Origin of the sequence: Loigolactobacillus jiayinensis, assembly GCF_003946445.1 — a bacterium.
Lineage (GTDB): Bacteria > Bacillota > Bacilli > Lactobacillales > Lactobacillaceae > Loigolactobacillus > Loigolactobacillus jiayinensis.
Map to the genome: position 1 here is coordinate 56,094 of NZ_RHOF01000003.1, position 14,132 is coordinate 70,225.

At 38.5% G+C, this 14,132-nt stretch carries 11 protein-coding genes; 1 reads left to right on the forward strand and 10 read right to left on the reverse strand.

Annotated elements, in window-relative coordinates:
- Window positions 1–264: 264 nt before the first annotated feature.
- From uxaC to EKM80_RS01755, 4 genes are all read right to left on the reverse strand, one after another.
- The gene (gene uxaC / locus EKM80_RS01740) at window positions 265–1,680 is read right to left on the reverse strand and encodes a glucuronate isomerase (protein ID WP_125551399.1); all 1,416 of its coding nucleotides are present in this window, start codon (window positions 1,678–1,680) and stop codon (window positions 265–267) included.
- A gap of 111 nt (window positions 1,681–1,791) precedes the next feature.
- Window positions 1,792–3,294, reverse strand: coding sequence for a UxaA family hydrolase (locus EKM80_RS01745; RefSeq protein WP_125551400.1), 1,503 nt, complete (start codon window positions 3,292–3,294; stop codon window positions 1,792–1,794).
- Window positions 3,294–4,727 (reverse strand): tagaturonate reductase, encoded by a 1,434-nt coding sequence (locus EKM80_RS01750; protein WP_125551401.1) that lies wholly within the window; start codon window positions 4,725–4,727, stop codon window positions 3,294–3,296. Before EKM80_RS01750 ends, EKM80_RS01745 begins: the two co-directional genes overlap by 1 nt.
- 71 nt (window positions 4,728–4,798) lie before the next feature.
- Window positions 4,799–5,806: a LacI family DNA-binding transcriptional regulator gene (locus tag EKM80_RS01755; RefSeq protein WP_125551402.1), complete on the reverse strand. Its 1,008-nt coding sequence runs from the start codon at window positions 5,804–5,806 to the stop codon at window positions 4,799–4,801.
- A gap of 362 nt (window positions 5,807–6,168) precedes the next feature.
- Between EKM80_RS01755 and EKM80_RS01760 the strand changes: the two genes are divergently transcribed.
- A complete protein-coding gene (locus EKM80_RS01760) occupies window positions 6,169–7,137 on the forward strand; it encodes a helix-turn-helix domain-containing protein (protein ID WP_125551403.1) in 969 nt (322 codons plus the stop codon).
- 62 nt (window positions 7,138–7,199) lie between these two features.
- Here the strand turns inward: EKM80_RS01760 and EKM80_RS01765 are convergent, their stop codons facing one another.
- From EKM80_RS01765 to EKM80_RS01785, 6 genes are all read right to left on the reverse strand, one after another.
- Window positions 7,200–8,543, reverse strand: a complete 1,344-nt coding sequence (locus tag EKM80_RS01765; RefSeq protein ID WP_225418780.1) for an MFS transporter — start codon at window positions 8,541–8,543, stop codon at window positions 7,200–7,202.
- Window positions 8,544–8,652: 109 nt separating this feature from the next.
- Window positions 8,653–9,681: an MFS transporter gene (locus EKM80_RS01770; RefSeq protein ID WP_263853725.1), complete on the reverse strand. Its 1,029-nt coding sequence runs from the start codon at window positions 9,679–9,681 to the stop codon at window positions 8,653–8,655.
- Complete coding sequence (locus tag EKM80_RS15100; RefSeq protein WP_263853726.1) at window positions 9,626–10,081, reverse strand: MFS transporter; 456 nt, start codon at window positions 10,079–10,081, stop codon at window positions 9,626–9,628. The genes EKM80_RS01770 and EKM80_RS15100 overlap by 56 nt, the downstream gene beginning before the upstream one ends.
- 45 nt (window positions 10,082–10,126) lie before the next feature.
- Complete coding sequence (locus EKM80_RS01775; RefSeq protein ID WP_125551404.1) at window positions 10,127–11,146, reverse strand: zinc-binding alcohol dehydrogenase family protein; 1,020 nt, start codon at window positions 11,144–11,146, stop codon at window positions 10,127–10,129.
- 23 nt (window positions 11,147–11,169) lie between these two features.
- Window positions 11,170–12,240, reverse strand: a complete 1,071-nt coding sequence (uxuA, locus tag EKM80_RS01780; protein WP_125551405.1) for a mannonate dehydratase — start codon at window positions 12,238–12,240, stop codon at window positions 11,170–11,172.
- A 21-nt stretch (window positions 12,241–12,261) separates the two neighbouring features.
- Window positions 12,262–13,878, reverse strand: coding sequence for a mannitol dehydrogenase family protein (locus tag EKM80_RS01785; protein WP_125551441.1), 1,617 nt, complete (start codon window positions 13,876–13,878; stop codon window positions 12,262–12,264).
- Window positions 13,879–14,132: the final 254 nt, after the last annotated feature.

Below are 14,132 nucleotides of genomic sequence, written 5' to 3' on the forward strand. Positions count from 1 at the left end.
CTTAATTGGTATATGTGGTGTTGTTGGCTGTGTATGTTGCATAAAATTGCCTCCCAAACAATTAATCTGTTAAATTATTCACAATTATGATTAAATAAAAGCCGCCTAAAATAGCTTAATTTTGCGTATTTAAATTAGGCTACCAAATAATCATGTTACTGCCATTCAGTAGCCTAATCTAAATAGTTATCCATAACGCTTTTTGCTCAAAGATTAACAATGAGTGTTATTGCCTATTTCTCGGCGCTTTTATTTAATCCTCAATTAGTACTCAGTTTTCTCAAAGAAGTGGAACCAGTCGTGGGCATTATTATACGAAATATCCTCGACCATTTTACCGAGCGTTGCGTCGTCATCTGGTAATTGGCCACGTTGAACCCATTCGCCAAGTAATTCGCACAAAACACGACGGAAGTATTCATGGCGTGTCCAAGATAAGAAGCTCCGTGAATCAGTCAGCATACCAACAAAGTTTGGTAGGCAGCTTTCTTGGGCCATAACGGTTAATTGTTTGCGCATAAACTCGCGGGTATCGTTAAACCACCAGCCACAGCCTAATTGCAATTTTTGTTTAACGTCTTTTTGGTAGCAGCCCATCATTGTTGCCATTGGCATCCAATCATTGGCGTTCAACGAATACAAAATCGTCCGTGGTACGTTATCTTCGTCTTCCATCGACTGGAATAAGTTAGTCAATGGTTCCGCAATTGGCCGATCGTTCATGGCATCAAAGCCAGTGTCAGGGCCAACTTTGTTGAACATTGCTGTATTTAAATCACGGAAAGCATGGATATGGAATTGCATTGTCCAATCACGTTGATGGTATTCGCGCATGAAGGCCTTCAATAAAGCAGTCCGGTATTGCGCAACCTCTTCGTCAGATAATTTCTCCCCAGCCCGTGCTTTGGCCACAACTTTGTCCAATTCAGCAGCGGTTGCGTCAGCGTAGACCACAATGTCCAAAGCATGGTCAGCTAATTTACAGCCTAAGGAAGCAAAATAGTCCAAGCGTTGATGTAACGCTGCAACCACGTCCGCGAAGCTGTTAATGGCCACACCAGATACTTCAGCTAGTTTGGCCACATAGTCACCATAGCCAGGCTTAGTGATATTCAAAATTTTGTCTGGTCGAAAAGCTGGTAAGGTTTTGAAGGCTTTTTCGGATTGCAATAACTTGTGATATTTCAGATCATCGATAGGATCATCTGTAGTACAAACCACACGCACATTGAACCGTTTGATCAAGTTGCGCCGTTTGAAAGCATCGGTTGCCAACAAGGCATTCGCTTTTTCCCAGATCTCTGGTGCTGTCTTAGTGGACAAAAGCGTATCAATACCGAAGAAACGTTTCAATTCCAAATGAGTCCATTCATACAGAGGATTGCCAATAGAATGTTCAATGGTGTAGGCCCAAGCTTTGAATTTGTCGTAAGGATCGCCATCGCCAGTGATCAGCTTTTCAGGAACGCCATTTGCTCGTTCTAGACGCCACTTATAATGATCACCATAAGTCCCAGATACCAGCCAAGCTTCAGTTAAATTTTCAAAGTTTTTATTTTCGTAAATTTCTACTGGATTCAAGTGACAGTGATAGTCAATGATTGGCATACCTTCTGCGTGTTGATGATAAAGTCGTTTTGCCGTATCGGTGGTCAATAAGAAATCCTTGTCCAAAAACATGTTTAAGTCCCCTTTTATATTTGTTAATTATTGAGCTAGTTGTGACATAAAATTAACCGCTTGGATCAGCAGTTAATTTATCACACATACCAGCATAAAACGCTTGTGTAATTATTCAGTAACCCCAGTTTTGAAAATAGCTAAACCGTGAATGCCATACTTTTCGTTATTAGTTTTTTCACCGCTAGCGACATCGATAATATATTGAATGAATTCGTCAGCTAAATCAGCCATTGATTTCTCCAACAATTGGCCAGCATCAAAGTCGATCCAGCGTGGCTTTTTGTTCGCAATATAAGAATTAGATGCGACTTTAACAGTAGGTACATAGGTAGCAAATGGCGTCCCACGGCCGGTAGTAAACAAGACCATTTGGCAATCTGCTGAAGCTTCCGCAGAAGAAGACACCAAATCATTGCCTGGTGATTGTAATAAAGTTAAGCCGGATTGGCGAATCTTTTCACCATATTGCAACACATCATTAACCGGTGAATGGCCTGATTTTTGCGTACAACCTAACGATTTATCTTCCAAAGTCGAAATGCCACCTTCTTTGTTGCCCGGTGAAGGATTTTCGTAAATTGGTTGATGGAAGGATTCAAAATACGCCTTAAAACCATTGATCAACTTAACGATTTTTTCAAACGTTGCTTCGTCTTTAGCCCGTGACATCAAAATCGTTTCTGCGCCAAACATTTCTGGCACTTCGCTCAAAACGGTTGAGCCGCCCTGTGCCGTCACAAAATCGGATAATTGGCCTAACAATGGATTAGCCGTTACGCCGGATAAGCCGTCGGAGCCACCGCATTTCAAGCCAATTTTTAGTTCACTTAATGGCTGTGGTGTCCGCACATCATCAGCGGCAGCATCGTTTAATTCTTCCAAATAGTCTAGTGCTAAGCCAAGTTCATCATCGACCTCTTGTGAAATCAAAAACTTCATTCGCTGCGGATCAATACCGCCTTGCGCCTCGATAGCTTTTTCCATGCCATCCATTTGATTATTTTCACAACCAAGGCCAAATATCAGCACACCACCAGCATTCGGCTGTAAGGCGGCATCAACTAAGATCTTACGAGTTTGCTCAAAATCATCACCAAGCTGTGAGCAGCCATAGGGATGTTTCAGCAAAATTACATTGTCAAATGAGCCATTATCAGGATGCAACGCTTTAAACTGTTGGACAACGATATCCAACAACGGATTGATACAGCCAACTGTTGGGATGATGTACAAATCATTACGAATACCCACCTTGCCATTTGGCCGCTTATAACCCATAAACGTGCGACTGTCTTTTTTATCAGCGTAGACGTTAGGCAACTTTTGTGGCTGATAAGTGTACGTTAGCTCACCGTCTAAATTTGTTTTCAAGTTTTGCGTGTGCATCCACGCGCCTGCTGCAACTGCCGTTGTTGCATGGCCAATCGGAAAGCCATATTTAACCACGTTGTCACCAACGGCAAAAGACTTCAGCGCAATTTTATGCCCACGCTTAACTTCCTCGCGTGTTGTTACGGTGCCTTGTGGTGTTTTTAATTCAGTGCCTGCTGGAATATCTTGCAACGCAACAGCAACAGTGTCACTAGGATTTAAAATAATGAATTGGTTCATTAAACTTCGCCTCCAGCGTTAATATTTTGGACCGCTTGCCGTGCACCAGCTTGATCCAGAACCGTCAAATCACGATTGACCTGCGCTTCCAGTCCAGCGTATTTAGTCAAATCTTCACCCCAGAAAGCGTCATTTTGTAACGCTAACTGAACATAATCAGTAGCACCTTTAATTTTATCAAAAGCAGCTAAGATTTCTGGCGTATCGCTAGGTTCAAAGTCAGCCTTACCCGCATAAATTTTCAGATAAGCAGCCAGCGCCAATGTGATCCGTTGCGGCAACTTATTGTTCTTCGCAACATAGCGCTTAAATGTTGGTAATAGCCGTGCTTGGAATTTAGAAATACTGTTTAACGCAATTGAAGCCAATTCATGATTGACGAATGGGTTTTCGAAACGTTCCTTAACCCCTTCCGCATAGGTTTCTAATTCTGCTTGTGGCAATTGAACCGTTGGAATAATTTCTTGATACATTTCATCATTAACGAATTTGTAGAAATCTTTATCGTTCATTACTTTGCCAACGGTATCGATACCGGCCAACCGAGCAATTGGTGACATCGTTGTATGCGGTCCATTCAACAAGGAAACTTTCCGATTGCGGTAGGGTTGCATATCGTCAGTAACGACCACATTGATGCCGGCATCCTTTAATGGTAATAATTGCTTTAACTTCTGGTCACCTTCAATGACAAAGATCAAAAACGGTTCAGCTTTAACCATCAATGAATCGCGGTAGCCCCATTCTTGTTCCAAATCAGCGGCGCGATCACGGGGATAACCAGGCACGATACGATCAACTAAAGTCGCATAGAAATCATTTTCTTGGTTGATCCAGTCGATGAAGCCTTGACCTAAATTCCAATCAGCGGCGTACTGCAAGATAATTTTTTTCAAGGTATTACCATTATGATTGATCAATTCGCAAGGAATAATTTGGAACCCTTTCTTGCCTAATTTGAAGCGTTCATATAGCAAAGCAGTTAACTTACCAGGATAAGAATTTTGCGGTTGATCAGTTAGTTTATCGTTTGCATCGTAACTGATGCCGGCTTCAGTTGTATTAGAGAAAATAAACTGAATATTATCATCCTTGGCTAAGTCCAAATAGCTTTGAAAATCTTCGTAAGGCCGCACCGTTCCGTTGATTGATTCAACGACTTCATGACTTTGGACCTTTTTGCCAGCTAATTTACCTTCTAGTAAAACGGTGTATAAGTCATCTTGTTCGTCCAGCATTTTAGTCATGCCCTTATCGATCGGCTGAACCACCTTAACACCACCGTTGAAGAGTCCTTGATTGTTCATTTGCTGAATCTGCCAATCGACAAAAGCTCTTAAAAAGTTGCCTTCGCCAAATTGAATGACCTTAGTTGGATATTTAGCCTGTTTACGAAAATTAGCGTTTAAGCGTTCTAATGTTGCTTCACTCATAAATAACACTCCTTATATTATTTTTAATGCACACGTTAACATTTTTAATTAAAAATAAAACACCACTTAATTTAGTCTGTGGCATTCAAATTTTTAACCGAATCGCGAATAATTAATTCTGGTGAGACTAGCTTTGTTTCTAACTGATATTCTGGATTATTCATAACTTGATCAAACATCTGTAACCCAAGTTCGCTTAGCTTATCAATTGGTTTACGAATCGTCGTTAATGCTGGATTAATAAATGCAGCATAGACGGAATCATCAAAACCAATTAAGGAAATGTCCTCTGGTACGCGGACATTTAGCTCATGACAAGCTTTTAAAGCGCCAATTGCCATATCATCGTTAGCACAGAAAATTAAAGTTGGAAACTCAGGTAAAAGTAAAATCTGCTTCATTGCCCGATAGCCACTGCTGGCATCATAAGTACCCGGCACAACCGCATCAGACAAGATGTTTAAGTGGTGCTTGTTGACGCAATCGAGGAAGGCCTTTCGCCGGATCGATGACGATTCAAAACTGTCAATTCCTTCGATCATGCCAAAAGTCTTATGGCCTAAGCGAACAGCGTATTCCATTGCTTGATAGGTGCCAGCGTAATCGTCAAAACCGACATTAGCCACATCGTGACGCTGCAATAGTCGATTTAACACAACTAGCGGTAACCCGTTTTTCTTAACAAAATCGATAAATTCATCATCATTTTGCGATTGACTAACCACAACAACCCCATCTAACCGCGATTTAACAGCAATATTATAATTACTGAGATCGTCGATGCCGTTAACCGATAGCATATATTCTTTATCCAAAGCATTATGTAAGCGTGTGATCACTTCGGTTAAAAAACTAGTGGATGTCCCCGTTTGGATACTGGAGAAGAACAAACCAATCGTATATGTTTTATTATTCACCAATCCACGAGCACTTAAATTAGGCGAGTAGCCTAATTCTGTAGCAATTTTTTGAATTTTCTGGCGGGTCTTTTCTTTGACCGCCGGATTGCCATTCAACGCACGGGAAACAGTTGTATGTGAAACTCCCGCTATCTTAGCAATTGTTTTAATCGTTGCCATCCATGTATGCCCCTTTATCTGTTAACGTTTTCATAATAAGCGCATAATTCGCATTTGTCAACAGCTGATTGTGAAATTAAAAGCAAGCTTTTTTTACTGCTACAATAAGTTTATTGAATACCCATTCCATTAGGTTTCACGCGCACATTTTACTAAAAACAATTGATATTAGATCTGAGTTTAGTGGTAAAAATACAGAATTAGTTGTATCATAAATAAAGATAACCATAAAGCGCTAACAAATTGGTTAAACGCTATTTATATACTAATTTTTTTGTCTATTTATAATTTTGAGCAATAAAACGTAACAGATTTACAGTGATTACAATATTTTTGAACAATTTTAGGAGGCGCGGTCAGCTGTGAATTCAAATTTAAACGAACTACTTTATCGTGAAACTGCTGTCGAGCAGGCACAGAAAAATTCACATCAGTTTACTATGGACATCCCAGAAACATCATTGGACGAAACGCGTAATACGCTGCGATTAACCGATAATTATTTTTTCGCCAATAAGGAGATCTTCATTAGCAAACATAACCGTTTTGCCCCTTATCCATTACACTCGCATCAATTTTTAGAATTAAATTACGTGTATTCTGGCTCGTGTCAGCAAACAATTGATGGCGTGCCGACAACCTTACAAACCGGTGATGTCGTCTTATTGGATGTTGGCTCTAAACATTCAATCGATTATCTGGGCGAAAATGATATCCTAATCAATATTTTATTCCGTACTAAAGACATTCATATTGATCTACTAAATAAGTTAAAGAATTCGCAAAGTGCGCTTTTCAGCTTTTTACTCAATATCTCCACTGGCGATTTTAATCACCTTAAATCTTTGATTTTCCGCAATACTGGTAAAACAGGTGTTTCCACGGTCATTGAAACGATCATGAACGAATACTTTTTCCCCCGCGAATATTCGGATGAGATCATTAGTAGTTATTTACCAATTCTATTTTTGACCTTAACTCGTGATTATAAAAATACGTTGATCGACGCCGGCATGGATCAATACTCTGAACCGGTGATTTTCCAAGTCCTAAATGAAATCGATCATCACTACGACACCGTGACTTTGGACTCCGTGGCCAAAAAATTAAGCTACAACAAAAATTATCTTAGCAACTTGATCAAGGCTAAAACCGGCAACACTTTCACTGAACTACTGAACAAGCAGCGCTTAAGTCGTGCCCATTTGCTAATTACCTCGACCAAAATTCCTATTTCGCGGATCATTACTGAAGTTGGTTTTTCCAACAAGAACTACTTCTACAAGAAATACAAAGAATCCTATCAACACTTGCCGACGATTGATCGGTAAGCAAAAAGGACATTGACTTCAAAAGCTGAAGTCAATGTCCTTTTCTTATTCTTAGTAATTTTCTACATTGCATCATCTAAATCATTCAAATCACGACCTGTCGGATCAGTTGAAAGATATGCGCTTATAAAGGTGAATACAGAAAAGGCAATAATCATAATTGCAATTGGCCACCAACTACCAGTTGCTGCAGAAACCAAACTAGCTGCAATTAATGGACCAAAACCAGTTGCAATGACACCCGCAATTTCTTTTGCCAATGCCATTAAAGTCATACGATTTTTTGACCCAAATAATTCGGCCAACATAACATTTTCCAAGGCGAATAAGCCTTGTACACCTACGTTCAGTCCAATAACCATGGCAATAGTCAATAAAACTGTATTTTTAGTCTGAATCATTAATAACATAGGAATTGCATAGATTACCATTGCACCAGATAAGATCATGTACATTTTACGACGCCCAATTTTATCACCTAAATATCCAACTAACGGGATTGTTATGAATGAAACTAACGAGGCGATAATATTTGCATCTGTTGTAACTGTCTTTTGCACACTTAAGAACGTGACCATAAATCCAGCCATATAGGTTTGTAAAATACCGCTATTACCAGCTTGCCCAAAACGTAGTCCTAATGCTACTAATAGACTTTTACCACCTTTTCTAGACTTAGCTGGTACTTTAGTAGCAACTGTTAATTCATTATCGCGCTCTTCTTCAAGAAGTTTTTTCTTCTCTGCCATAACTGGGCTTTCTTTAATAAAAAGTCGAATTAAGACAGCAATTATCATAATAATAAATGAGGCAAAGAATGGGATCCGCCATCCCCAAGCATACAGACTCTTTTCATCTAAATTAGTCAATATTATCGTCCATACAAGATTAGCTAAGAGAGTCCCTGTAGAAGTCCCTAAGCAGACGAAACTTCCAATTAATCCTCGATTACTGCGTTTAGCAAACTCGGCAACCATCACTCCTGCACCACTAATCTCGGCACCAGCACCAAACCCTTGCAAAATACGTAATAAAACTAGACCAAGTGGTGCCCAAATACCAACTTGCTGATAGGTTGGTAAAAAGCCGATTGCTGTCGATGCCAATCCCATGAGCATAATAGTAACGAATAATACTGTTCTTCGACCAACTTTATCACCAAGTCGGCCAAATACATAGGCACCCACTAATCTAGCAACATAGCCTGCACCATAAGTTCCCATTGCCATTACTAATGCCATTGCTGGAGATGCTTCCGGAAAAAAGATATCACTAAAAACAATTGCTGCTGCTAATGAATAGAGTTGAAAGTCCATAAATTCCATAGCGGTACCCATCCAACCACTAGCGGTAACTTTGATTAATTCTTTGGTATCCACATGATAATCTTGTGTTTTATTCATCATTTCCCAACTTTCCTTAAGTAATTACTAGGACGTAGCTTTCAAAAAACAGAGTATTATTTCTAGTTTGCTCAGGATATATCTAAATTATTATTATAGTATGTTAAAAAAATTAAAGATTTTTCGGTTTCAGCGTATGCAAATTTTTCGTATCATCTTTTGAAGGTTCAGAAGTATTAGTATTATCTACTACTTCTGTTTCAGCCATAGCATCTTCTAAATCATTTAAATCCCGGCCTGTTGGATCAGTCGATGAATAAGCGCTTACAAAATCAATTAACGAAAAAACAATTATCATAATAGCAATCGGCCACCAGCTACCTGTTGCTGCAGAGACTAAACTAGCTGCAATCAACGGACCAAAACCTGTTGCAACAACACCGGCACATTCCTTTGCTAAAGCCATCAAAGTCATCCGATTGGCTGATCCAAATAACTCGGCCAACATAACATTTTCAAGAGCAAACATACCTTGAACACCAACGTTAAGTCCAATAACCATAGCAATTGTCAATAGAACCGTATTCTTAGTCTGAATCATCAGTAACATCGGAATGGCATAAATTGCCATAGCCGCTGAAAGAATAAGATACATTTTACGACGGCCAATCTTATCACCTAGATACCCAACAATCGGAATAGTTATAAACGAAACTAAGGAGGCAATAATATTAGCATTAGTTGTAACCGTTTTTTGAATACTTAGAAAAGTTACTAGGAATCCTGCCATATAAGTTTGCAAAATACCACTGTTACCTGCTTGACCAAAACGTAAACCTAATGCTACTAAGAAACTCTTATTTATTTTTTTAGTAGGAGTTGCCTTTTTAACTGGCTCGGTACCATTAGCACGTTCCTCAGCCAACAATCTTTTCTTTTCTTCCATTACAGGTGTTTCCTTAATGAAAATTCGGATTAAAATAGCTACAATCATAATCAAGAATGAAGCAAAGAACGGAATTCGCCATCCCCAAGCATATAGGTTCTTTTTACTTAAGTTCATCAAAATAACCGTCCAAATTAAATTAGCCAACAATGTTCCTGTTGCCGTACCTAAACAGACAAAGCTACCAACTAATCCCCTATTACTTTTTTTTAGCAAATTCAGCAACCATAACCCCAGCACCACTAATTTCTGCACCAGCACCAAAGCCTTGAACAATTCGTAAAAGAACCAAACTCAATGGTGCCCAAATACCTACTTGTTGATAGGTTGGTAAAAAGCCAATCGCAGTAGACGCTAATCCCATTAGCATAATTGTCATAAAGAGTACCGTTCTACGCCCAACATTGTCACCAATTCGACCAAATACATAGGCACCCAACAAACGTGCAACATAGCCCGCACCATAAGTACCCATCGCCATTACTAGTGCCATTGCCGGAGATGCTTCTGGGAAAAAGATATCGCTAAAAACAATTGCTGCAGCTAACGAATAAAGCTGAAAATCCATAAATTCCATAGCAGTACCCATCCAACCACTGGCAACAACTTTAACTAATTCCTTTGTCTCAATATGATAATCCTCTGTACTTTTCATCAATTTCACGGCTTTCCTTAAAAACGGTTGTTCTGTGTTCAAAAATCAATCAAATGTCAAGACAATCTTGCGAGCCTGTTCTGGATGCTCATTCATTAAATTAAAAGCCTTCTGAACGTCCTTAATGTTGAAATGCTGATTAACAATACCATTATCATTCAATTGACCTTGTTCAATTGCCTTGATGATTGGTTCAAATTGGAATGCCTGGTGACGTGAACCACAAATAGTTAATTGCTTTTGCATAATTGGTTTTTGTGTAATTTGAACTGTATCTTCTGAAAAGCCCAATGGCACAATTCTACCAGCAACTGAAGCTAAATCTAAACAGCTTTCAAACGTCTTAACAGCTCCGACTGCATCAATAACTACATTTGCCATTTCACCATTAGTCCAGTCATTAACGCGTTGCTTCAAGTCTTCTTTGCCAACGTTCACTGTCTGATCTGCCCCATTTTTACGGGCAAACTCTAATTTAGATTCTTCAACATCTGTAATCATAACTGTTGCGCCTTTGGCCTTAGCAACACGCAAAGCCAACTGACCAATTGTACCTGCACCTTGAATCAGTACTGTTTTACCTAAACCAACCTCTGCCCGCATTGTTGAATTACCAGCAATTGTATACGGTTCTGACAATACAGCTGTAGTCCATGGAATTTTACTGTTAATTTTATGAATTTGTTTGAACGGCACCTTAACATATTCTTGCATCCCACCATCAACATGGACACCTAATACTTTTAGATGTGCACAAGCATTGGGCATCCCTTGACGACATGCATAACACTTACCACAAGAAATAATTGGCTCAACAACAACATGGTCCCCACTTTGCACCTCAGAAACATTCTTGCCAGTTTCAGTAATTTCACCAACAAATTCATGTCCCATTACCCGTGGTAACTTAGCAAATGGATTTTCACCAAGATAAATATGATTATCACTACCGCAGATACCAACAACTTTCACTTTAACAATGACATCATCCGGCGCTTCAATTTGAGGTTTTGGTACATCAACTAAGCGTAAATCCTTTGTTCCATAAACACGTGCTGCTAACATAATTAAAATCCCCTTTGTATTTATTATTTATCTGACTTTTCAAGTGCTTCCCATAGACCATTTAAATAAGTTGCACCTAATGCACGATCATACAAGCCATAACCAGGGCGACCATCTTCACCCCAGATATTGCGACCATGGTCAGGGCGCACATAGCCATCAAACCCACTATCGTGCATAGCTTTCATCACATCGTACATGTCTAACGAGCCTTCGCTAGATAAATGAGCTGCCTCGTGAAAGTTACCTCTACTTGTATACTTAATATTGCGAGCATGGATAAATGGTGCCCGATCTTTCCGTACAAATTCTCGAATAATGGCAGGTACATCATTATCTGGATTTTCACCTAAACTACCAGTACAAATTGTAAAACTATTATATTTTGATTCATGAAGCTCTTCAATTTTTACCATATCATCACGATTTTTATAAATCCGCGGTAACCCGAATAATGGACGTGGTGGATCATCTGGATGCATTGCCATACGTACATCACATTCCTCGCAAACTGGAATAATTGCATCCAAGAAATATTTCAAATTATCAGTTAGCTTTTTTTCATCAACATCTTTATAAGCATCAAATAAATGCTTAATTTCGGCCAAACGTTCAGGCTCCCAGCCAGGCAAGATAAAACCTTTTGAATTATTTTTAATTTGATCAATCATTTCTTGTGGATCACTGGTCAATTTTTCAGCTTCAAATGCCATTACGTTAGATTGATCAGCTAATTGATAATGTAAATCTGTCCGTAACCAATCAAAGACAGGCATAAAATTATAACAAATAACTTTCACACCATACTCTGCCAAATTGCGAATTGTTGTTTTATAATTTTCAATATATTTATCCCGTGTTGGTTTACCAATTTTGATATCATCATGAATATTAACTGACTCAATAACGTCCATTTGCAAACCAGCAGCGTTAATTCCTTTTTTTAATGTTGCAATCTTTGCTTTAGGCCAGACTTCACCAACAGGTACATCAAAGAGTGCTCCAACAACCTGTTTAACTCCTGGAATTTGTTTAATTTGTTGCAATTTAATTGGATCATCTGCTGATCCAAACCATCTAAACCCCATTTGCATATTGATATTCTTCCTCTCTACTTATAGTTCAGCTAACGCGCTAGCTACTGAACCTGGTCCTACATTTAATTGTCTAAATAGAGCCTCTACTTCATCCCCCAACCCAATCGCATATAAATCATGAGCAAAGATTTGTTTATTACTTAAGATTGGTTGTAGTGCTTCATGAATTAAGACTTTATCTTGTACTCCCAATTTGATTGAACGTAAATTGTTTTGCAACTGCTTTAGAAGTGGATCTGGACTAGGAGTAAAATCATTACCTTGATCGTCAACTGCTAATAGATAACGGCACCAACCAGCTAAAATAAAAGGAATGTATTTCAAATCTTTAACATTTTTCGTTGGGTCATTCAGATAATGCTGTATCGTTACACCATATCGAATTGAAATTTTTTGTGAAGTATCACTTGCAATTCTCTGCGGTGTATCAGGAATATTCTTGTTTGGTAGACGCTTATCTAATAATTCATTAATGAATTGTGTTGGATTGATAATCTTAGGATCTCTAACTACAGGTAGGTCCTCATCAAAACCTAGTCCGCGAATTAATTTAACCAAATCAGGATTAGCTACTTCTGCAGCAATTGAATCATATCCTAACAAACAACCAAAAATTGCTAATGACGTATGCAATGGATTTAAACATGCGGTTACTTTCATTTGATCAGCATCATTAACTGTTTCACGATCGGTCAAAATCACTCCAGCATCCTCTAAGTTAGGACGGCCATTAGGAAATGAATCTTCGATAACTAAATAGTGAACTTCTTCAGTATTACCAAACGGTGCTATATTAGTATGCTTTCTAGTGTGTAGAATAGTGGTATCCGCAACACCTTTATCTACTAAAATTTTAGCAACCGTTTCAGAAGGATTGGGTGTAATTCGATCAATCATTGACCAAGGAAAACTAACTTGTTTAGGATCTTCTAAATAGTCAATAAACCCATTCGAAACTAAATCATTTTTCTTCCAGCCTTTAGCTATAGTTAAAATTGCATCTTCAAAACGTTGACCATTTTCTGAAAAATTATCTGTACTCACCATTGCAATTGGTGCAGCATTAGCCTTATACCTAGCCAATAACAATCGAGCAATTGCGCCCATATTCGTACTTGCTAATTCTGGATTATTATTAATATCTGATTCTGCCTGAGTGGTCAAGTGCCCATCAATATCAGTTAACGCATAACCCTTTTCAGTAATTGACATTGTCACAAACTGCAGATTGGGATTTTCAAAAATTGATTTTAACTTTTGCCATCCTGCTAAATTCTCTTTATTGTAATAAATGCTGTCTGCTACACTTGCTAGCAATGTTTGTTGATACGTATTATCACTTTTCATGATCACTTGTAGCATTCTATTAGCATAAGGTTTATAGATTTCATCTATTACTTGCTCATCATATGTTTCGGCCACAATAATGCCACTAGTTAGTTCGCCCTTATTTAATAACTTTTGTGCAATTGCAGCGTGGAAACATCTGAATAAGTTACCACCACCAAAATGCACCCAAATTGGTTTTTTGATAGTATTAGCTACAATGTCTGCTTGTTGATATTTTGGAACAGTAACGCCAGCTGCTGCAAATTGCTGAGCAGACTGTACATAATCATCTTTAATGCTAATCATTAGCTCGTCCTCCAATGTTATGTTAATATTGAATACTAGCATGCTAGTATTCGCCAACACCGTTAATTTAGCATTTAATGAAATCGCTGTCAAATCAATTTCCACATTTTCCATCCTATTTATCTTCATATTTTATTTAATTTACGGGAGGTATAAAACCGTTCACTTAAGGATAGTAGACTAGTAAATGTTATTTTTTTGTTCTATCTACAGCTAATCTTTACTGCGGTCATGTTTGATACGTTCATTTAGAA

Coding starts and splice junctions, on each gene's coding strand:
- uxaC (WP_125551399.1), bottom strand. CDS start 1,680: ATGTTTTTGGACAAGGATTTCTTATTGACCACCGATACGGCAAAACGA.
- EKM80_RS01745 (WP_125551400.1), bottom strand. CDS start 3,294: ATGAACCAATTCATTATTTTAAATCCTAGTGACACTGTTGCTGTTGCG.
- EKM80_RS01750 (WP_125551401.1), bottom strand. CDS start 4,727: ATGAGTGAAGCAACATTAGAACGCTTAAACGCTAATTTTCGTAAACAG.
- EKM80_RS01755 (WP_125551402.1), bottom strand. CDS start 5,806: ATGGCAACGATTAAAACAATTGCTAAGATAGCGGGAGTTTCACATACA.
- EKM80_RS01765 (WP_225418780.1), bottom strand. CDS start 8,543: ATGATGAATAAAACACAAGATTATCATGTGGATACCAAAGAATTAATC.
- EKM80_RS15100 (WP_263853726.1), bottom strand. CDS start 10,081: ATGAAAAGTACAGAGGATTATCATATTGAGACAAAGGAATTAGTTAAA.
- EKM80_RS01775 (WP_125551404.1), bottom strand. CDS start 11,146: ATGTTAGCAGCACGTGTTTATGGAACAAAGGATTTACGCTTAGTTGAT.
- uxuA (WP_125551405.1), bottom strand. CDS start 12,240: ATGCAAATGGGGTTTAGATGGTTTGGATCAGCAGATGATCCAATTAAA.
- EKM80_RS01785 (WP_125551441.1), bottom strand. CDS start 13,878: ATGATTAGCATTAAAGATGATTATGTACAGTCTGCTCAGCAATTTGCA.